The organism is Streptomyces sp. GQFP, assembly GCF_021545335.1.
Classification (GTDB): domain Bacteria; phylum Actinomycetota; class Actinomycetes; order Streptomycetales; family Streptomycetaceae; genus Streptomyces.
On the sequence record NZ_CP089312.1, the window covers coordinates 2,996,404 to 3,016,710 of the forward strand.

A 20,307-nucleotide genomic window follows, 5' to 3' on the forward strand; every position below is an offset into this window, starting at 1 on the left:
CCTCCTCACTTCACAGGACCACATCAGTCCATCTGATGATCGGCCCTTCACTTGTTGAGGGATTCGTGAAAGCGTTCACATTCACAAGCAACGTGCATGTAATACCAAGGAGAGGTAGCAGCCATGGACTGGCGTCACAACGCCGTTTGCCGCGAGGAAGACCCCGAGCTCTTCTTCCCCATCGGCAACACCGGTCCTGCGCTGCTGCAGATCGAGGAAGCCAAGGCCGTCTGCCGCCGCTGCCCCGTCATGGAGCAGTGCCTGCAGTGGGCGCTTGAGTCCGGCCAGGACTCCGGCGTCTGGGGTGGTCTCAGCGAGGACGAGCGCCGCGCCATGAAGCGCCGCGCCGCCCGCAACCGGGCCCGTCAGGCAACCGCCTGACAAGCCACCCCGTAACAGCCTGAGCTTGGCGGCGCGTACAGCGAGTACGCATCTCCCGCCCCCGAGCCGCAGCGCGCAGTGCCCCCGATGCGCATAGCAACGAGCACATGAGCCCCGGACCATCCCATGGTCCGGGGCTCATTGCTGTGCCTTGCTGTGAATTGCCGTCCGTACGCCTACTTGTTGGCGCGCACCGGGACGTCGAGGATCACCTGCGTACCCCGCTCGGGCGCCGGCACCATGTCGAACGTGCCGCCCAACTCCCCCTCAACCAGGGTCCGTACGATCTGCAGGCCGAGGTTGCCCGAGCGGTGCGGGTCGAAGCCCTCGGGGAGGCCGACGCCGTCGTCCTGGACGGTGACGAGGAGGCGGGCCTCCTTGCTCGTGCCACCGCGGACCGCCGAGACCTCGACCGTGCCGGTCTCGCCCGGCCCGAAGCCGTGTTCGAGGGCGTTCTGCAGGATCTCGGTCAGCACCATGGAGAGCGGGGTGGCGACCTCCGCGTCCAGGATGCCGAAGCGTCCGCTGCGCCGGGCGGTGACCGTGCCCGGCGAGATCTCGGCGACCATCGCGAGGACGCGGTCGGCGATCTCGTCGAACTCCACGCGTTCGTCCAGGTTCTGGGAGAGCGTCTCGTGCACGATCGCGATGGACCCGACCCGGCGTACGGCCTCCTCCAGTGCCTCGCGCCCGCGTTCCGATTCGATGCGCCGGGCCTGGAGGCGCAGCAGGGCGGCCACCGTCTGGAGGTTGTTCTTGACCCGGTGGTGGATCTCCCGGATGGTCGCGTCCTTGGTGATCAACTCACGCTCGCGGCGGCGCAGTTCGGTGACGTCCCGGAGCAGGACGAGCGAACCGATGCGGGTGCCCTTGGGCTTGAGAGGGATCGCCCGGAACTGGATGACCCCGTCGCCGGACTCGATCTCGAACTCGCGCGGCGCCCACCCGCTGGCGACCTTGGCGAGCGCCTCGTCCACCGGCCCCCGGGTCGGGGCGAGTTCCGCGGTGGTCATGCCCAGGTGATGGCCGACGAGGTCGGAGGCGAGGCCGAGGCGGTGGTACGCGGACAGCGCGTTCGGCGAGGCGTACTGGACGACTCCGTCGGCGTCGAGGCGGATCAGTCCGTCGCCGACGCGCGGCGAGGCGTCCATGTCGACGACCTGGTTCGAGAAGGGGAACGATCCGGCGGCGATCATCTGGGCCAGGTCTGAGGCGCTCTGGAGATACGTCAACTCCAGGCGGCTCGGGGTCCTGACGGTCAGGAGGTTGGTGTTGCGGGCGATGACCCCCAGGACGCGTCCTTCCCGGCGGACGGGGATCGACTCGACGCGGACAGGGACCTCTTCACGCCATTCCGGGTCGCCCTCGCGGACGATCCGGCCCTCGTCCAGGGCGGCGTCGAGCAGGGGGCGGCGGCCACGGGGGACGAGGTGGCCGACCATGTCGTCCTGGTACGAGGTCGGGCCGGTGTTGGGCCGCATCTGGGCCACCGAGACATAGCGGGTGCCGTCACGCGTGGGGACCCACAGGACGAGGTCGGCGAAGGAGAGGTCGGAGAGCAGTTGCCACTCCGACACCAGCAGGTGCAGCCACTCCAGGTCGGAGTCGCTGAGCGCGGTGTGCTGGCGTACGAGTTCGTTCATGGAGGGCACGTGTGCGAGCGTACCCGGCGGTTCGGACATGGCCTGAAACCGTGGCTGGTGGGAAGGTACGAAAGAGGCCCGGAAACACCCGCGGGCCGCGGCGCCTGAGAGGGACCCTCAACCCTCCCGGCACCGCAGCCCGGAGCAGCAACGGCCGTGGGGTGTGCGGTCCCAGTCGGCCGATGGATGAGGAGCCGGCGCAGTCAGGGCAGAGAGCCCCGGTTCCTCGATCCGCCTTCCTGTGCGGGGAAGACGGAGGCTCTGGTCGTACATACAGCTGGTTGTGCCTACAGCTGATCGATCGTACGTTTTCCCTACGCATTGTGGACTAGACCACAAGCCGTGTCCATGCGTTGAAGAGTGTTTGTCGCTGTGCCTTCGCGAGCACTTCGGATGCCTGAAGGCCGCCCGTTGGAACTAGTCGAACGTCCCAGGATCCACCATGCAGCCTAGCCCTGTTGGTTCATGTGCGGGGCCAGATCTCCATGGCAATTTCCGCGACCGCCTCCAGCTCTTCCCGGCTCGCACCGTCGCGGGCCTGTTGCGACATTCCCTGGAGAACGGCCCCGGCGTACCGGGCGAGCGCGGCGGCATCGGTCCCGGCGGGCAGCTCCCCCGCCGCGACGCCCTCTGCCATACGACTCTCGAAGGCTGCGATGTTCGCGTTGCGCCGCTCACGCAGGGACGCCTCGACTTCGGGGGTCGTGCAGTTGGTGGCCGCGTGGATGACGAGACAGCCGTGCGGATGACCGGGGTCCGTGTACTCGGCGGCGGCCTCCCTGAGCATCCGCCCGATGGCGGCCCGGGCGGTGGGCTCCTCGGCCAGCGCGCGGTCGCCGAAGGCTCCGTGTTTCACGCCGTACGCCTGCACGACCTCGGCGAAGAGGGACTGCTTGTCGCCGAACGCCGCGTACAGACTCGGGGCGCCGATGCCCATGACGCGGGTGAGGTCGGAGACGGAGGTCGCCTCGTACCCGTGCTCCCAGAAGGCCAGGACCGCCTGCTCCAGCGCGGTTGCACGGTCGAAGGAGCGGGGGCGACCGCGCGGCTTGGACACGGGTGCGGATGCGGACTTTGCCCTGATCCGGGGCTCCTCGTTCACCATGGAGTGGATTCTATAGCGGGCACTAGCTAAATGTCCGAGCCGTGTTGTACGGTTTTTTCTGTAGCGGCCACTAGGTAAATGCGAGGGGGACGTCGGTCATGGGTGTGCTCACGGGTAGGACGGCGCTGGTCACGGGCGCGAGCAGGGGTATCGGGCGGGGAATCGCCGAGCGGTTGGGGCGGGACGGGGCGCGGGTCGCGGTGCACTACGGACGGGACGAGGCCGCCGCGAAGGAGACGGTCGCCTCGATCGAGGCGGCGGGCGGTTCGGCGTTCACGATCGGGGTCGAGCTGGGGCGGCCGGGAGACGCCGAGGCGGTGTGGGAGGCGTTCGACCAGCGGGCGGAGGGGGCGGACATCCTGGTCAACAACGCCGGGATCGGGACGTCGGCGCCGATCGAGGAGATCGACGAGGAGGAGTACGACAGGGTCTTCGCGGTGAATGTGAAGGCGCCGTACTTCATCGCCAAGCACGGCCTCGACCGGCTGCGGGACGGCGGGCGGGTCATCAACATCTCCTCGGGCCTGGCTCGCTCCGCCGGGATGCCGAACCTCATGGCGTACTCCATGACGAAGGGCGCGCTGGACGTCCTCAGCCGGGACCTGTCCAAGCTGCTGGGCGGCCGGGGGATCACGGTGAACTCGGTCGCCCCGGGAATCATCGACACGGACAACACGGCCGAGCTGTTGCACTCGACCGAGGACGCGTGGGCGGAGGCGGCGGCAATATCGGCGCTGGGGCGGGTGGGGGCGCCGGCGGATGTGGCGGACGTGGTCGCGTTTCTCGCGTCGGACAGCGGTCGGTGGGTGACCGGGAGCTGGGTGGATGTGACGGGAGGTTCACTGACGTAGGACCTGGGCCGGGGAACCCCGTTCTGTTAGATTGGTCTAAACCACATGGTTCCCCTCTGTCCCCCTCCAGGTCTCCGTCGAGTCCTCTACTGAGACTGCCACTGAGACCTCTACTGAAGACTTACGTCGTCACTCCAGATCGGCAGGCCCAGCGTGGAAGTTGTCATCGTTCCGGACGCCAAGGCGGGTGGCGAGCTGATCGCCGGGGCCATGGCACAGCTGCTCCGGCACAAGCCGACCGCCCTGCTCGGCGTGGCCACCGGCTCGACCCCGCTGCCCATCTACCAGGCGCTCGCGGCACAGGTGACTTCCGGTGCCGTGGACGTGTCCCGGGCGCGAATAGCCCAGCTCGACGAGTATGTGGGGCTGCCGGCCGAGCATCCGGAGTCGTACCGTTCGGTGCTGCGTCGCGAGGTGCTGGAGCCGCTCGGGATCGGGATGGACGCGTTCATGGGGCCCGACGGGACCGCCGAGGACGTGCGGGGGGCGTGCGAGGCGTACGACAAGGCGCTGGCCGAGGCCGGCGGGGTCGACCTTCAGTTGCTGGGGATCGGGACCGACGGGCACATCGGGTTCAACGAGCCGTGCTCGTCGCTTGCCTCACGGACCCGGATCAAGACGTTGACCGAGCAGACCCGGATCGACAACGCGCGGTTCTTCGACGGGGACATCGGGCAGGTGCCGCACCATGTGATCACGCAGGGGATCGGGACGATTCTGGAGGCTCGGCACTTGGTACTGCTCGCGACTGGCGAGGGTAAGGCTGATGCCGTCGCGGCGACTGTGGAGGGGCCTGTTGCCGCGGTGTGTCCTGCGTCGGCGCTGCAGTTGCATCCGCATGCGACTGTGGTTGTCGATGAGGGGGCGGCTTCCAAGTTGAAGCTGGCGGATTATTTTCGGCACACCTTTGTCAACAAGCCTGACTGGCAAGGGATCTAGAGGGATCCAAGCGTCTGCCGGGTTCGGTTTTCGGGTGGCTGCGGGCCGGCTGTGGCTGGTCGCGCAGTTCCCCGCGCCCCTACAAGACAACAGCGCGCCGGTCCCCTTTTCAGGAGACCGGCGCCCTTGTAGCCGTTGGGGTTACTCCCCCGCGATGAACTCCGCCGCCGCCTGGCCGCAGACTCTGGCCGCTCCGTGGGTCGCCAGGTGTAGGGCGCCTCGGCGGGAGGCCTGGGGGACGCCCATCTCCACGACGATCGTGTCGGGGCGGGCGGACAGGAGGGTGTCCAGGGCGGCGGACATCCAGGGGTGGCGGTGTTCGTCGCGGACCACGGCGACGATGCGGTTCGGGCCCGCCTCGGTCAGGGCCGCGTGGCCCGCGTTCTCGCCGGTGAAGGTGCCGGTGCGGGTGCCGGGGAGGAGGCGTACGAGCTCCGCTGCCACGCCCCATGGGGTCTCGTTGCCGACGGCGAAGTTCGCCACGGGGGTAAAGGCGGCCACGTACGGGGGTTCCCGGAGGGGTTCATAGGGCTCGGGGTGCGTTGCCTTCACGGCGCGGCGGGCCGCTGTGAGGCCTACGTCCGTGGGGGCCGTGTCGGAGGACTGCGGTGCCGAGGCCGTCCAGCGGGACAGGGTGCGGACTCGTTCCGCCGCGTCCGCCAGGCGTTCCTCCGGGAGTTCGCCGGTGCGGACGGCGTTGACCAGGGCGTCGCGCAGGCTGCGTACCGTCTCGTCGTCCGCGAGGCCGCCGCCCACGCAGATGGCGTCGGCGCCGGCGGCGATGGCGAGGACGCTGCCGCGTTCGATGCCGTAGGTGCCGGCGATGGCCTGCATCTCCATGCCGTCGGTGACGATCAGGCCGGTGTAGCCGAGTTCGCCGCGGAGGAGGTCGGTGAGGACGGGGTGGGAGAGGGTGGCCGGGCGGTCGGGGTCGAGGGAGGGGATCAGGATGTGGGCGCTCATGATCGCCCTGGTGCCGGCCTCGATCGCGGCGCGGAAGGGGGCGAGTTCGCGGTCGAGCACGACCGAGCGGCTCGCGTCGATGCGTGGGAGGGCGTGGTGGGAGTCGACCGAGGTGTCGCCGTGGCCCGGGAAGTGCTTTGTGCAGGCGGCGACGCCCGCCGTCTGGAGACCGGTGACGTAGGCGGCCGTGTGCCGGGCGACCAGCTCCGGGTCGGCGCCGAAGGAGCGGACGCCGATGACGGGGTTGGCGGGGTTGGAATTGACGTCGGCGGAGGGGGCCCAGTTGAGATTTACCCCGCAGACGCGGAGGCGGTGGCCGAGTTCGTACGCCACCTCGCGCGTCAGCTGGACGTCGTCGATCGCGCCGAGGGCGTGGTTGCCGGGGAAGGAGGAGCCGGTGCGGACCTCCAGGCGGGTGACATCGCCGCCCTCCTCGTCGATCGCGACCAGGACGTCGTCGCGTTCGGCGCGCAGCTGGGCGGTGAGGGCAGCCAGTTGTGCGGGGGATGCGATGTTGCGGCCGAACAGGCCCACGGAGGCGAGGCCTTCGCCGAGGCGGCGCAGCAGCCAGTCGGGGGCCGTGGTGCCGGGGAAGCCGGGCTGGAGGACGGTGAGCGCGTCGCGGGTCAGGCCGTCCTTTTCGGGATCAAACGCAGCGGGGCGGCGGGCGAGTGTCGTCATCGGGTGGGGTTATCCCTTCACGGCGCCCGCGGTCAGGCCCGCGGCCATCTTGCGCTGGACGAGGAGGAAGAGGACGACGATCGGCACGGCCATCATCGTGGAGCCGGCCATCATCGGGGCGTATTCGGTGCCGTGCTTGGTGGTGAAGTTGCCGAGCCAGACGGTGGCGGTCTGGTTCTTCTGGCTCATCAGCATCAGGGCGTAGAGGTACTCGTTCCAGGCCTGGATGAAGCCGTAGACCGAGGTGGCGACCAGGCCGGGGGCCAGGAGGGGGAAGACCACGCGGATGAAGGCGGTGGTGCGGGAGCAGCCGTCGACCATCGCCGCCTCCTCCAGCTCCCTGGGGATGTTGACGATGAAGCCGCGCAGGGTCCACACCGTGAACGGAAGGATGAAGGTGAGATAGGTGATGATCAGGCCGGTCAGCCGGTCGTACTGGCCGAGGTCGTTGAGAAGCAGGAACACGGGGATGATCATCGCGACCAGGGGGACCATCTGCACGGCCAAAATGCCGACGATGACGATCTTCCGGCCGCGGAAGGCGAAGCGTGAGATGGCGAGGGCGGCCAGCATGCCGACGAAGATGCCGATCACGACGACCGTCAGGGACACGATGAGGCTGCGGCCGACCGGGCCCCAGAAGTCGGCGATGTTCAGCGCGCGGCGGAAGTTGTCGAGGGTGAATCCCGTCGGCAGCAGGCTCGGGTCGGGGTCGATCGCGTCCTTCGCCGGTTTGAACGCCGTGTTCAGCATCCAGTAGACCGGGAAGCCGGCTGTCAGGAAGACGAACAGGCCCAGCAGGTTCCAGCCTGCCTTCGACTTCCGGGGCCTCGGGGCCTTTTCGGCCTTCCGGGGCACGGAGGGGGCTGTCGCGCTCAGGCCGCTCATTCGACCTCTCCGATCTTCAGCATCTGGCGCATGTAGACGGCGACGACGCCGAGCAGCAGTACCACGGTGAGCAGGGCGATCGCCGAGCCCTGGGCGTAGTCGTTGATGACGAAGGCGCGGTCGTAGGAGTAGGTGGTCAGGAGCTGGAACTCGGCCTCGGGGTGGCCGTTGCGCATGACGAACACCTGGGGGAACACGCCCATGTCCCAGATCACGGACAGGGTCGTGAGCATCACGACGATCGGCTTGAGGATGGGGAGGGTGACATAACGGAAGACGCCCCAGGCGCCCGCGCCGTCGAGCCGGGCCGCCTCCTCCAGTTCCTTCGGGACCTGGGTCAGCCCCGCGCCGAGCGTGATGACGACGAACGGCACCGCGCCCCAGACCACGAGGAGCATGATCACGGCCAGGCCCTGCGGTCCGCTCGCGAACCAGTTGTGGCCGACCATTTCGACGCCCGGCAGCTTGCTCACCAGCGCGTTGATGATCCCGTAGTCGGAGTCGAACAGCCATTTGAAGACGGTGGTCGCCACGATGATGGGCATGCCCCAACTGGCCACCAGGACAATGTTGATGAGCGTCTTCATCCAGCCGCTCACCCGCTGGAGCAGCAGGGCGATCAGCATGCCGATGACCATCGTGAAGACGACACAGCCGACGGCGAAGACGATCGTGCGGACGACGACGTCCCAGAACTCGCTGTCGCCGAGCACCTTGGTGAAGTTGTCGAAGCCCACCGACTCGGCCGGCTGGAAGCCCCACAGCTGGGACTGCCCGAACTTCTGGAAGGACAGGGTGACCAGACGGACGAGGGGATAGCCGAGGACCAGCGCGAGGATCAGCAGACAGGGGGCCAGCAGGGCCCACGGAATCGCGGCGGCGCCCTTCGACGTCCGTCGTCTCCCCGGCTTCCCGGGCTGCTCCGCCAGGGTCGGCGGTGGTGGCTGCCGCTTGGGCGGCACCTTGGTAGGGGTTGGCAATTGCTCTCCAAGGAGTGCACACAAGGTCGGTTTAGCTCGATCGTGTGATGGTCGGCTTCTGGGCTTGCGGTGTCCTGGGCCATCCGGGTTAACGTGATCGTGCGATCTGGGACGCGAGGTCCGGTGTCCGCGTGCGGGGCCCCTGCTCTACCGGAGTGATGGTTCAGGGCCTCCCCGTCGCCTCTGGCCGTACCCACATGGCCAGGTCGTGAGGGAACTGGCCTCCCGGGGGCCTGGACCACGCACGGGATGCGTGTCGCCACCCGGGGTTGAGAACGCCGGGGACCAGTTCGCCCAAGACCGTTCGGGGCGCGCGGCTGGAGGGGTTCAAGCCCACTCAGTCTTCAGGAACGGTGGTCGTATCAGCGGCACTCATCCGCGTGCTCCTCAGCGGTCCCTCAGGTCGTACGGTCGTCCAGGTCGTACGTCAGGAGTGGATGTCCGGGTCGTACGGTGGCGGGCAGGGCCCTCCCTCTGGCAGGGCCCCGCCTCGAGCCGCTACTTGACGTTGATGACCTTGTCGATCGCCGCGTCCGCTTCCTTCGCGGCCTCCTCGACCGTCTTCTTTCCGGTGCCGATGCTCTGCAGCATCGTCTGGAGGATCTGGGCCTTCTCGACCTGGCCCCAGCCCGGTGCCATCGGCACGAACCAGTTGGACTCGGCCGCCGTGGCCGGGACCGCCGTCGCCGGGTCGTTCTTCAGGGTGGCGAGGTCGGTCTTGTTGTTGGGCAGGTTGCCCTTGGCCATCAGGCCCTTCTGGCCGCTGGCGCCGGTGTAGGCGTCGATCCACTCGGCGGCGACCGTCTGCGCGTCCGACTTCACCGGGATGGCGAGGTCCGAACCGCCCAGGAACACCGGCATGTTCTGGCCGGACGGGCCGGGCATGACGAAGTTCTCCAGGTTGCCCTTGAGCTTGCCGGTCTTGTCGTTCTCCGGCGCCTCGGCGGTCGCGCCCTCCCAGGCGGCGGCGAAGATCATGCTGGTCTTGCCCTGGCCGTAGACGATGTAGCGGTCGGACTCGTCCTTGGTCTTGTCACCGTGCATGTACTTGTCGATGACGCTCTTGAACTCCGTGAGGCCCTTGACGGAGTCCGGCGAGGAGAGGGTCGCCTTCCACTGGCCGCCCGACTCCTCGGCGATCGCGCCGCCGGCGTCGTAGACGAAGGACATGGCGGCGTACCAGTCGCGGGTGGGCTGGTACCAGGCGTTGTACTTGTCGCCCTCCTTCTTCTGGATCTTGTCCAGGGCGGAGGTGAGTTCGGCGTACGTCGTCGGCACCGACTTGACGCCGACCGAAGCGGCCACGTCCTTGCGCCAGTTGGCGACGCGGCCACCGGCGTAGTAGGGGACGCCGTACGTCTTGCCCTCGTAGGTGACGGAGGCCTTGAGGCCGTCGAGCCAGGCGGCCGAGTTCTCGAACTTCGCCGGGTCGACAGGGGCGAAGGCACCCTTGACCATGTAGCTGAGCATCTCGGTGTTGCCCATCTCGACCACGTCGGGCGCCTTGTCGGTGGCGAGGACGGCGTCGAGCTTGGCGTTCTTGTCGGGCCAGCCGTAGTACTCGTGGTTGATCTTGATGCCGGGGTGCTTCTTCACCAGCGCGGCGTCGGCGGCCTTCACCAGCTCGGGCCAGTTGTTCTGCGCGTCCACGGTCAGCCAGACGGTCAGTTCCTTGGCGTCCGCGCCGGTGTTGTCCGAGCTTCCGCTGTCACTGTCCCCGCATGCCGCGATGGAGACCATCATGCCCGCGATACCGATCGCGGATATCAGCTTGCGCTTCACGCCACCCTCCTCAGGGACCTGGACCAATGGTGTAGACCAGTAGGCGGAGCTTGGCTCAGACCAAACTGCGTGTCAAGAGTCCGTGAACATCTCTGACCAGCCGTTATGCGACCTACATATGCAGGGACCTTTAAGTAAGAAGGTGGCGGAAATACCCTGCACACGCGTCCGGTTCGAGGTAGACCACTCCGAGGGAGCAGCGGGGCGCGAGGTGCGTGCGGGTTTCCGTACGGTGGACTAGACCAGCGAGGGGCGTGAAGGTATACAGAGGGGATCACGGAGCGCGCGAGGGCTTGTAGAGACCATTCACAGGTCAATCGCCGCGTGGGCCGTGTCACGATGTGGACGTGGACCGGCGGGACGCCGGCCGTAGCGGCACCAGGAGCCGGGAAGGCGGAGCATGAGCACCGACGTGAGCAGTGCGGAGAACGAGGGTGGGGCTACCGTCCGTACCGCGCGCGTGCCCAAGTACTACCGTCTGAAGAAGCATCTGCTCGATATGACGGAGACGCAGGCACCCGGCACGCCGGTCCCGCCCGAGCGCACGCTGGCGGCGGAGTTCGACACCTCCCGCACGACCGTCCGCCAGGCCCTTCAGGAGCTGGTCGTCGAGGGCCGGCTCGAACGCATCCAGGGCAAGGGCACGTTCGTCGCCAAGCCGAAGGTCTCGCAGGCGCTGCAACTCACGTCGTACACCGAGGACATGCGTGCGCAGGGCCTCGAACCCACCTCTCAGCTTCTCGACATCGGGTACATCACCGCCGACGACACGCTCGCCGAGCTGCTCGACATCACGGCGGGCGGGCGGGTGCTGCGCATCGAGCGGCTGCGGATGGCCAACGGTGAGCCGATGGCCATCGAGACCACCCATCTCTCCGCCAAGCGGTTTCCGGCGTTGCGCCGGTCGCTTGTGAAGTACACGTCCCTGTACACGGCCCTTGCCGAGGTGTACGACGTGCACCTGGCGGAGGCCGAGGAGACCATCGAGACCTCGCTGGCCACTCCGCGTGAGGCGGGGTTGCTCGGTACGGATGTGGGGTTGCCGATGCTGATGCTGTCGCGGCATTCGCTGGACAAGGACGGGCAGCCGGTGGAGTGGGTGCGGTCTGTTTATCGGGGGGATCGGTACAAGTTCGTTGCTCGGCTCAAGCGGCCTATTGAATAGGGGCTTCAGGTGCTTGGGCGGGTGCGGGTGCGTCGTGGCTGGTCGCGCAGTTCCCCGCGCCCCTAAGGACGAACCCCGCACCGCCTACTAGTACGTACGCGGTGTAGCGCTGGTCCTCTTGTCGCACTACCGTCCTTGCGTCATCGCATGGACGGGAGGACGGCCCGGTGCGCACTGCGAACACCCGAACCATCGTCATCTGGACCCTCGTCGCGCTGGTGGGCGCGGCCGGGTGGTCCGTGCTCGCGCTGGCGCGTGGGGAGGACGTCTCGGCCGCGTGGATGGTCGCGGCGGCCCTCGGCTCGTACGCCATCGCCTATCGCTTCTACTCGAAGTTCATCGCGTACAAGGTGCTCAAGGTCGACAGGACCCGGGCCACCCCCGCCGAACGCCTCAACAACGGCATCGACTTCCATCCGACCGACCGGCGCGTGCTGCTCGGTCACCACTTCGCCGCCATCGCGGGCGCCGGTCCGCTGGTCGGGCCCGTACTGGCCGCGCAGATGGGGTACTTGCCCGGCACGATCTGGATCATCGTGGGCGTCATCTTCGCGGGCGCCGTCCAGGACATGGTCGTGCTGTTCTTCTCCACCCGCCGCGACGGACGCTCGCTCGGGCAGATGGCCCGGGAGGAGATCGGGCCGTTCGGCGGGGCGGCGGCGCTGATCGCGGCGTTCGCCATCATGATCATCCTGCTCGGCGTGCTGGCCCTGGTCGTCGTGAACGCGCTGGCCGCCTCGCCGTGGGGCACCTTCTCCATCGGCATGACCATCCCGATCGCCCTGCTGATGGGCTTCTACCTGCGGGTTCTACGGCCGGGGCGGGTCACCGAGGTCTCGCTGATCGGCGTGGCGCTGCTGTTGCTCGCGCTGGTCGCCGGACGCTGGGTCGCCGAGTCGTCGTGGGCCGACACCTTCACCCTCGCGCCCTCGACGCTGGTCGTGTGGCTGGTGGCGTACGGGTTCATCGCGTCGATCCTGCCGGTGTGGATGCTGCTGGCCCCACGCGACTACCTCTCCACGTTCATGAAGATCGGCACGATCGGGCTGCTGGCCCTGGGCGTTCTCGTCACGCTGCCCACGCTGAAGATGGACGCGGTGACCGACTTCGCCTCGCGCGGCGACGGGCCCGTCTTCGCGGGTTCGCTCTTCCCGTTCGTGTTCATCACCATCGCCTGCGGGGCGCTGTCCGGCTTCCACTCCCTCATCTCCTCCGGTACGACGCCCAAGATGATCCAGAAGGAGACGCAGGTCCGGATGATCGGGTACGGCTCCATGCTGATGGAGTCGTCCGTCGCCGTGATGGCCCTGATCGCCGCCTCGGTCATCGACCCGGGGCTGTACTTCGCGATGAACGCGCCCGCCGGGGTCATCGGCACCAGCGTGCAGTCGGCGTCGGAGGCGGTCGCGAACCTCGGGTACACGATCTCGCCGGACGCGCTGGCCAAGGCGGCCGAACAGGTCGAGGAGGCAAGCCTGTTGTCGCGTACGGGCGGTGCGCCGACCCTCGCGGTCGGGGTCTCGGAGATCTTCTCCAAGGTGACCGGGGACGGGCTGCGCGCGTTCTGGTACCACTTCGCGATCATGTTCGAGGCGCTGTTCATCCTGACCGCGCTGGACGCGGGCACGCGCGTGGGCCGGTTCATGCTCCAGGACATGCTGGGCAACCTCTACAGGCCCTTCAAGAACGTGAGTTGGAAGCCCGGGCTCGTCATCACCAGCGCGATCGTGTGCGCGCTGTGGGGTTACTTCCTCTGGGTCGGCGTGCACGAGCCGCTCGGCGGGATCAACCAGCTCTTCCCGATCTTCGGCATCTCCAACCAACTGCTCGCAGCGGTCGCACTGGCGGTCTGCACCACGCTGCTGGTGAAGTCCGGACGCCTCAAGTGGGCCTGGATCACCGGGGTTCCGCTCGCCTGGGACGCGACGGTGACCCTGACGGCCAGCTGGCAGAAGGTGTTCTCCAGCGATCCTCGCGTCGGCTTCTTCAAGCAGCGGTCCGTCTACCAGGACGGCATCGACCGGGGCGAGGTCCTGGCGCCGGCCAAGAGCATGGACGACATGCACACCATCGTCACCAACTCGACGGTGGACGGCGTCCTGTCCGCCGTACTCGCGCTCCTGATCGTCGTCGTGATCGTGGACGCGGCCCGGGTCTGTGTCCGGCATGTGCGCAGGCCGGCGCTGTCCTCGCTGAGCGAGGCGGCGTACGTCGAGTCGAAGATCGTCGCTCCGGCCGGGCTGTTCCCGACCAAGGAGGAGCGCGAGGAGGAGAGGGAGGGGGAGCGCCGTGCGGTCGTCGGCAGTGCTGCGCCGGGCTCGTCGGGCGATTAGGGGAGTGCGCTGGTACGTACGGGAGTTGACCGACGAGTCGGCGTACGAGCGGTATGTCGCGCATGTTCGGTCGGGGCACGGGGAGCAAGCGGTGCCCACCCGGCGGGAGTTCGAGCGGATGCGTACGGAACGACAGGAAAGGGACCCTCGACAGGGGTTCCGCTGCTGCTGATATCCGCTATACGGACGGGGGTTCCATAAAGCGAAAGCGTCCCCTAGATTTCCTGCGCGTTGCACAAGTGATCACAGGGAATCGGTGAGGGGACGGAGCCGCGACATGTCAGAAGCGCCTGAAGTGAGACAAGCGGGGGCAGAGCAACCGGCGGTGACACCGGTCCGTGTCGTCATCGGGCTCTGCCTCTTCGCACCCTTCGTCGCGATGCTGTGGGTGAGTTCGTACGCGAAGATCGAACCGACTCTCATCGGCATACCGTTCTTCTACTGGTACCAGATGCTGTGGGTGGTCATTTCCACCGCGCTGACGATGACCGCGTACCAGCTCTGGCAGCGTGACCAGCGTGCCCGTGCCGCCGTGTCCTCGGGCTCCGCGAAGGGCGGTGCGGACGCGTGAACGACGGCGTGAACGGCGTGGCACTCGCCGTCTTCATCATCTTCTTCCTGGCCGTCACGGTCATCGGCTTCATGGCCTCGCGCTGGCGCAGGGCCGAGAACGAGAACAGCCTCGACGAATGGGGCCTGGGCGGCCGGTCGTTCGGCACCTGGGTGACCTGGTTCCTGCTCGGCGGCGACCTGTACACGGCGTACACCTTCGTGGCCGTACCGGCGGCGATCTACGCGGCGGGCGCGGCCGGCTTCTTCGCGGTGCCGTACACGATCCTCATCTACCCGCTGATGTTCGTGTTCCTGCCCCGGCTGTGGTCGGTCTCGCACAAGCACGGGTACGTCACCACCTCGGACTTCGTGCGCGGCCGGTTCGGCTCGAAGGGGCTGTCGCTGGCGGTCGCCGTCACCGGCATCCTGGCGACGATGCCGTACATCGCGCTCCAACTGGTCGGCATCCAGGCCGTCCTGGACGTCATGGGCGTCGGCGGCAGCGAGGACACCAACTGGTTCGTCAAGGACCTGCCGCTGCTGATCGCCTTCGGCGTGCTGGCCGCGTACACGTACTCGTCGGGGCTGCGGGCGCCCGCGCTGATCGCGTTCGTGAAGGACGCGCTGATCTACCTCGTCATCGCGGTCGCGATCATCTACATCCCGATCAAGCTGGGCGGCTTCGACGAGATCTTCAAGGCCGCGGGCGACGCCTTCTCCCAGACCAACCCGGCGACCGGCAACCCACGCGGCGCGCTCGCTCCCGGCGAGGCCTCGCAGTGGACGTACGCCACACTGGCGCTCGGCTCGGCGCTCGCGCTGTTCATGTACCCGCACAGCGTGACGGCCGTGCTGTCCAGTCGCAGCCGTGACGTGATCCGGCGCAACTCCACGATCCTGCCGCTGTATTCGCTGATGCTGGGTCTGCTCGGGCTGCTGGGCTTCATGGCGATCGCGGCCGGGGTCAAGGTCACCAACGGGCAGTTGGCGATCCCGCAGCTGTTCGAGAACATGTTCCCGGCCTGGTTCGCGGGGGTCGCCTTCGCGGCGATCGGCATCGGGGCGCTCGTTCCGGCGGCCATCATGTCGATCGCGGCGGCGAACCTGTTCACACGGAACATCTACAAGGACTTCCTGAAGCCCGACGCGACTCCGGAGCAGGAGACCAAGGTCTCCAAGCTGGTCTCGCTGTTGGTGAAGGTGGGAGCGCTGGTCTTCGTCCTGACCATGGACAAGACGGTCGCGATCAACTTCCAGCTGCTGGGCGGTATTTGGATCCTGCAGACCTTCCCGGCGCTGGTCGGCGGTCTGTTCACCCGTTGGTTCCACCGGTGGGCGCTGCTGGCCGGGTGGGCGGTCGGCATGCTGTACGGGACGCTGGCGGCGTACGGGGTCGCGTCTCCGACGCAGAAGCACTTCGGGGGGAGTGCGAAGGAGATTCCGGGGATCGGGGAGATCGGGTACATCGGGCTGACGGCGTTCGTGCTGAATGTGGTGGTGACGGTGGTGTTGACGTTTGTGTTGAAGGCGCTGAAGGCTCCGGAGGGTGTGGACGAGACGGTGGCGTCGGACTACACGGCTGATGCGGGGGATCCGGGGGTGGTGGTGGAGTTGCCGCCGGCCACTGCGGGGGCCGCCGCGCACTGATGGCTCCGCCGGGGGCGCGGTTCTTTGTCTGCGGGCCGGTGGGGGCTTGTCGCGCAGTTCCCCGCGCCCCTTAAGGGGGCGCGACATCGGGTCGCCGGATTTAACCGGCGGCCCGTTGTCGTACCCCTCCGGCACACTCCACTCATGGACATTTTGATCAGGCGGGCGCTTTCCGAGGAGTACGACGTGCTCGGGGAGATCACCGCGCAGGCCTATCTCCGGGACGGGCTGCTCGACTTCGGGGAGAGTGACGGGTATCTCGTCGAGCTGCGGGACGTCGGGAAGCGGGCCGCCGATGCCGAGGTGTTGGTGGCGGTCGCCGACGGGCGGCTGCTCGGCGGGGTGACCTTCGTGCCGGCCGGCGGGCCCATGTCCGACATCGCGCGCGAGGGCGAGGCAGAGATACGGATGCTGGCGGTCGCGGAGGAAGCACGCGGCCGGGGTGCCGGTGAGGCACTCGTGCGGGCCTGCGTCGAGCGCGCACGGGCCGTCGAGGGGTGCGTACGCGTCGTCCTGTCGACCCAGACCACCATGCGCACCGCGCACCGGATCTACGGGCGTCTGGGCTTCGTCCGCTCCCCGGAGCGCGACTGGAACCCGATTCCCGGTATCGACATCAGCCTGCTCGCCTATGAGCTGACGCTCTGACAGCACCGGGCGCTCCACCCTCTGAAGCCGACACGACACAACATGTGGGGGTGCCTTCAGGGACCGGCACAAGATGTATGCTCATGCTCGCTGTCGCCGCAGGGGAATCCGGTGCGAATCCGGAACTGTCCCGCAACGGTGTACACGTGCGTATTCGTGCCCTGATAGCCCTGGCACGGCTGTGCGCGTGTCCAGTCCGAGGACCTGCCGACGGTGTGCCCGGCCGACCGGTCCGGGCGCCAGACGTCCGGGCCTCGTGGAGTGGGCCGGTGGACGCGCGCGTACCCGTAAGGCGTCCGTGTGCCCCGCTGCCCTCCGCCAGGCCCCGTGCCGAGCGAGGGAGAGCCCCCACGTGACCATCGCGCCAGCCGAACCGGCTTCAGCGACCCCAGTGGCCCGAGTCGAGACGGATGGTCCCGGAGCCGCGCTGCTGCGGACCCTGACCGAGCTGACCGCCGACCTCCCCGACGCCGACCCCGGCCGGGTCGCCGCCGCCGCGTTGCGCGGCCGGTCCTCGCGGGCCGACGAGTCGGAGCTGCGCGAGCTGGCCACCGAGGCGGCGGCCGGCCTCATCTCGGAGGACCCCGCCTACTCCCGCCTCGCCGCCAGGCTGCTGACCGTCAGCATCGCCGCCGAGGCCGCCTCGCAAGGCGTCACGACCTTCTCGGAGTCGGTCGCGGTCGGGCACCGGGAGGGCCTGATCGCCGACCGCACCGCCGAGTTCGTACGGCTGCACGCGGACCGGCTGAACACCCTGATCGACGTCGACGGGGACGATCGGTTCGGGTACTTCGGGCTGCGGACCCTCCACAGCCGGTACCTCCTGCGCCACCCGATCACGCGCCGGGTCATCGAGACTCCCCAGCACTTCATGCTGCGGGTGGCTAGCGGGCTCGCCGAGGATGACACCGTTCACGCGTTCGACGAAGTCGCCTCGCTCTACCGGCTGATGAGCCGCCTCGACTACCTCCCCTCCTCCCCCACCCTCTTCAACTCCGGTACCCGGCACCCCCAGATGTCGTCCTGCTACCTCCTCGACTCCCCCGTCGACGAGCTGGACTCCATCTACGACCGCTACCACCAGGTCGCCCGCCTCTCCAAGCACGCCGGTGGCATCGGGCTGTCGTACAGCCGGATTCGCTCGCGCGGGTCCCTCATCCGGGGCACCAACGGGCACTCCAACGGCATCGTGCCGTTCCTGAAGACGCTGGACGCCTCCGTCGCCGCCGTGAACCAGGGCGGCCGGCGCAAGGGTGCCGCCGCGGTCTACCTGGAGACCTGGCACTCCGACATCGAGGAGTTCCTGGAGCTGCGCGACAACACGGGTGAGGACGCCCGCCGTACGCACAACCTGAACCTCGCGCACTGGATCCCCGACGAGTTCATGCGCCGGGTGAACACGGACGCGCTCTGGTCGCTGTTCTCCCCCGCCGACGTGCCCGAACTGGTCGACCTGTGGGGCGACGAGTTCGACGCCGCCTACCGCAAGGCCGAGGACGCCGGGCTCGCCCGCAAGACCATCCCGGCCCGCGATCTGTACGGCCGGATGATGCGTACCCTCGCGCAGACCGGCAACGGCTGGATGACCTTCAAGGACGCGGCCAACCGCACCGCCAACCAGACCGCCGAGCCGGGCAGCGTCGTCCACTCCTCGAACCTGTGCACCGAGATCCTGGAGGTCACGGACGACGGGGAGACGGCGGTCTGCAACCTGGGCTCGGTCAACCTCGGCGCGTTCGTCGATACGGCGGCCGGTGACATCGACTGGGAGCGGCTGGACGAGACCGTCCGTACCGCCGTCACCTTCCTCGACCGGGTCGTCGACATCAACTTCTACCCGACCGAGCAGGCGGGCCGCTCCAACGCCCGCTGGCGCCCGGTCGGCCTGGGCGCGATGGGCCTCCAGGACGTCTTCTTCAAGCTGCGCGTCCCCTTCGACTCGCCCGAGGCCAAGGCCCTCTCCACGCGGATCGCCGAGCGCGTCATGCTCGCCGCGTACGAGGCCTCCGCCGCCCTCGCCGAGCGCAACGGCCCGCTGCCGGCCTGGGAGAAGACCCGTACGGCCCGTGGTGTGCTGCACCCCGACCACTACAACGTCGAGCTGAACTGGCCCGAGCGCTGGGCGGCGCTGCGGGAACGTATCGCCACGACCGGGATGCGCAACTCCCTGCTCCTCGCCATCGCGCCCACCGCCACCATCGCCTCGATCGCCGGTGTGTACGAGTGCATCGAGCCGCAGGTGTCCAACCTGTTCAAGCGCGAGACGCTGTCCGGCGAGTTCCTCCAGGTCAACTCCTACCTGGTGCAGGAGCTGAAGGACCTCGGCGTCTGGGACGCCCGTACCCGTGAGGCGCTGCGCGAGTCGAACGGCTCGGTGCAGGAGTTCGCCTGGATCCCGGCCGACGTACGGGCCCTGTACCGCACGGCGTGGGAGATCCCGCAGCGCGGGCTCATCGACATGGCCGCCGCCCGGACCCCGTTCCTGGACCAGGCCCAGTCCCTGAACCTGTTCCTGGAGACGCCGACCATCGGCAAGCTCTCCTCGATGTACGCGTACGCCTGGAAGTCGGGCCTGAAGACGACGTACTACCTGCGCTCGCGCCCGGCGACCCGTATCGCCCGCGCCGCACAGGCGCAGGCCCCGATCCCCGTGCAGGCCACGGCTGACGAAGACGCCGTCGCCTGCTCCCTTGAGAACCCCGAGTCCTGCGAGGCCTGCCAGTAATGACCACCGAAGCCAAGAACCTTCTCGACCCGGGCTTCGAGCTCACCCTGCGCCCCATGCGCTACCCGGACTTCTACGAGCGCTACCGGGACGCGATCAAGAACACCTGGACCGTCGAGGAGGTCGACCTCCACTCGGACGTCGCCGACCTGGCCAAGCTGTCCGAGGGCGAGCAGCACATGATCGGCCGGCTGGTCGCGTTCTTCGCGACGGGCGACTCGATCGTGGCGAACAACCTCGTGCTGACGCTGTACAAGCACATCAACTCGCCGGAAGCGCGCCTGTATCTGTCGCGCCAGCTGTTCGAGGAGGCCGTGCACGTCCAGTTCTATCTGACGCTGCTCGACACCTATCTCCCCGACCCGGAGGACAGGGCGGCCGCCTTCGACGCGGTGGAGAACATCCCGTCCATCCGCGAGAAGGCCGAGTTCTGCTTCAAGTGGATCAACGAGGTCGAGAAACTGGAGAGCCTGCAGACCCAGGCCGACCGCCGCCGCTTCCTCCTCAACCTGATCTGCTTCGCCGCGTGCATCGAAGGCCTGTTCTTCTACGGGGCCTTCGCGTACGTCTACTGGTTCCGCAGCCGGGGTCTGCTGCACGGCCTGGCCACCGGCACCAACTGGGTGTTCCGCGACGAGACCATGCACATGAGCTTCGCGTTCGAGGTGGTCGACACCGTCCGCAAGGAGGAGCCGGAGCTGTTCGACGACCAACTCCAGCAGCAGGTCACCGACATGATCCGCGAGGCGGTCGAGGCGGAACTGCAGTTCGGCCGCGACCTGTGCGGCGAGGGCCTGCCGGGCATGAACACCGAGTCCATGCGCCAGTACCTGGAGTGCGTCGCCGACCAGCGCCTGGCCCGGCTGGGCTTCGCCCCGGTGTACGGCTCCGAGAACCCCTTCTCCTTCATGGAGCTGCAAGGGGTCCAGGAGCTGACCAACTTCTTCGAGCGCCGCCCGTCGGCGTACCAGGTGGCGGTGGAGGGCTCGGTGTCGTTCGACGACGAGTTCTGACACCGACTCCC

17 protein-coding genes and 1 riboswitch are annotated in these 20,307 nt (G+C 68.0%); of the genes, 11 read left to right on the plus strand and 6 right to left on the minus strand.

From position 1 onward, the window contains the following. Positions 1 to 123: 123 nt before the first annotated feature. A complete protein-coding gene (locus LUX31_RS12980; RefSeq protein ID WP_006380970.1) occupies positions 124 to 381 on the plus strand; it encodes a WhiB family transcriptional regulator in 258 nt (85 codons plus the stop codon). Positions 382 to 557: 176 nt separating this feature from the next. On the opposite strand, the gene LUX31_RS12985 is transcribed toward LUX31_RS12980, so the two are convergent. Both LUX31_RS12985 and LUX31_RS12990 read right to left on the minus strand, forming a co-directional pair. Beyond that, complete coding sequence (locus tag LUX31_RS12985) at positions 558 to 2,033, minus strand: sensor histidine kinase (RefSeq protein ID WP_235474932.1); 1,476 nt, start codon at positions 2,031 to 2,033, stop codon at positions 558 to 560. Between the two features lie 454 nt (positions 2,034 to 2,487). Continuing rightward, positions 2,488 to 3,129, minus strand: coding sequence for a TetR/AcrR family transcriptional regulator (locus LUX31_RS12990; RefSeq protein ID WP_235474933.1), 642 nt, complete (start codon positions 3,127 to 3,129; stop codon positions 2,488 to 2,490). Between the two features lie 98 nt (positions 3,130 to 3,227). On the opposite strand from LUX31_RS12990, the gene LUX31_RS12995 reads away from it, so the two are divergent. Both LUX31_RS12995 and nagB read left to right on the plus strand, forming a co-directional pair. Then, positions 3,228 to 3,980 carry an SDR family oxidoreductase gene (locus LUX31_RS12995; RefSeq protein ID WP_235474934.1) on the plus strand — a complete coding sequence of 251 codons (753 nt, stop codon included), beginning with the start codon at positions 3,228 to 3,230 and terminating at the stop codon, positions 3,978 to 3,980. 153 nt (positions 3,981 to 4,133) lie between these two features. After that, the gene (gene nagB, locus LUX31_RS13000; RefSeq protein ID WP_235474935.1) at positions 4,134 to 4,919 is read left to right on the plus strand and encodes a glucosamine-6-phosphate deaminase; all 786 of its coding nucleotides are present in this window, start codon (positions 4,134 to 4,136) and stop codon (positions 4,917 to 4,919) included. A 141-nt stretch (positions 4,920 to 5,060) separates the two neighbouring features. Here the strand turns inward: nagB and LUX31_RS13005 are convergent, their stop codons facing one another. The 4 genes from LUX31_RS13005 to LUX31_RS13020 all read right to left on the minus strand — a co-directional run bounded on the left by LUX31_RS13005 (position 5,061) and on the right by LUX31_RS13020 (position 10,213). After that, on the minus strand, positions 5,061 to 6,563 hold the full coding sequence (locus LUX31_RS13005) for a glycoside hydrolase family 3 protein (protein WP_235474936.1): 1,503 nt from the start codon (positions 6,561 to 6,563) through the stop codon (positions 5,061 to 5,063). A gap of 9 nt (positions 6,564 to 6,572) precedes the next feature. Next, positions 6,573 to 7,451 (minus strand): carbohydrate ABC transporter permease, encoded by an 879-nt coding sequence (locus LUX31_RS13010; RefSeq protein WP_235474937.1) that lies wholly within the window; start codon positions 7,449 to 7,451, stop codon positions 6,573 to 6,575. Continuing rightward, entirely contained in the window at positions 7,448 to 8,431 is a 984-nt protein-coding gene (locus LUX31_RS13015; RefSeq protein WP_235474938.1) for a carbohydrate ABC transporter permease, read from the minus strand. The genes LUX31_RS13010 and LUX31_RS13015 overlap by 4 nt, the downstream gene beginning before the upstream one ends. A gap of 498 nt (positions 8,432 to 8,929) precedes the next feature. After that, positions 8,930 to 10,213, minus strand: coding sequence for an extracellular solute-binding protein (locus LUX31_RS13020; RefSeq protein ID WP_235474939.1), 1,284 nt, complete (start codon positions 10,211 to 10,213; stop codon positions 8,930 to 8,932). A 400-nt stretch (positions 10,214 to 10,613) separates the two neighbouring features. Here LUX31_RS13020 and LUX31_RS13025 point away from each other — a divergent pair, with 400 nt between their 5' ends. From LUX31_RS13025 to LUX31_RS13060, 8 genes are all read left to right on the plus strand, one after another. Next, positions 10,614 to 11,378 carry a GntR family transcriptional regulator gene (locus tag LUX31_RS13025; RefSeq protein ID WP_235474940.1) on the plus strand — a complete coding sequence of 255 codons (765 nt, stop codon included), beginning with the start codon at positions 10,614 to 10,616 and terminating at the stop codon, positions 11,376 to 11,378. A gap of 167 nt (positions 11,379 to 11,545) precedes the next feature. Next, entirely contained in the window at positions 11,546 to 13,711 is a 2,166-nt protein-coding gene (locus tag LUX31_RS13030) for a carbon starvation CstA family protein (RefSeq protein ID WP_235474941.1), read from the plus strand. Then, a complete protein-coding gene (locus LUX31_RS13035) occupies positions 13,686 to 13,883 on the plus strand; it encodes a YbdD/YjiX family protein (protein WP_235479904.1) in 198 nt (65 codons plus the stop codon). The genes LUX31_RS13030 and LUX31_RS13035 overlap by 26 nt, the downstream gene beginning before the upstream one ends. Positions 13,884 to 13,988: 105 nt before the next feature. After that, positions 13,989 to 14,282, plus strand: coding sequence for a DUF3311 domain-containing protein (locus tag LUX31_RS13040; RefSeq protein WP_235474942.1), 294 nt, complete (start codon positions 13,989 to 13,991; stop codon positions 14,280 to 14,282). Then, the gene (gene mctP, locus LUX31_RS13045) at positions 14,279 to 15,910 is read left to right on the plus strand and encodes a monocarboxylate uptake permease MctP (protein ID WP_235474943.1); all 1,632 of its coding nucleotides are present in this window, start codon (positions 14,279 to 14,281) and stop codon (positions 15,908 to 15,910) included. The genes LUX31_RS13040 and mctP overlap by 4 nt, the downstream gene beginning before the upstream one ends. Before the next feature lie 144 nt (positions 15,911 to 16,054). Next, positions 16,055 to 16,558, plus strand: coding sequence for a GNAT family N-acetyltransferase (locus LUX31_RS13050; protein WP_235474944.1), 504 nt, complete (start codon positions 16,055 to 16,057; stop codon positions 16,556 to 16,558). 77 nt (positions 16,559 to 16,635) lie between these two features. Then, positions 16,636 to 16,784, plus strand: a riboswitch (cobalamin riboswitch). Positions 16,785 to 16,910: 126 nt separating this feature from the next. After that, entirely contained in the window at positions 16,911 to 19,283 is a 2,373-nt protein-coding gene (locus tag LUX31_RS13055; RefSeq protein ID WP_235474945.1) for a ribonucleoside-diphosphate reductase subunit alpha, read from the plus strand. Next, positions 19,283 to 20,296 carry a ribonucleotide-diphosphate reductase subunit beta gene (locus LUX31_RS13060; RefSeq protein ID WP_235474946.1) on the plus strand — a complete coding sequence of 338 codons (1,014 nt, stop codon included), beginning with the start codon at positions 19,283 to 19,285 and terminating at the stop codon, positions 20,294 to 20,296. Before LUX31_RS13055 ends, LUX31_RS13060 begins: the two co-directional genes overlap by 1 nt. The last annotated feature ends 11 nt before the right edge of the window (positions 20,297 to 20,307 follow it).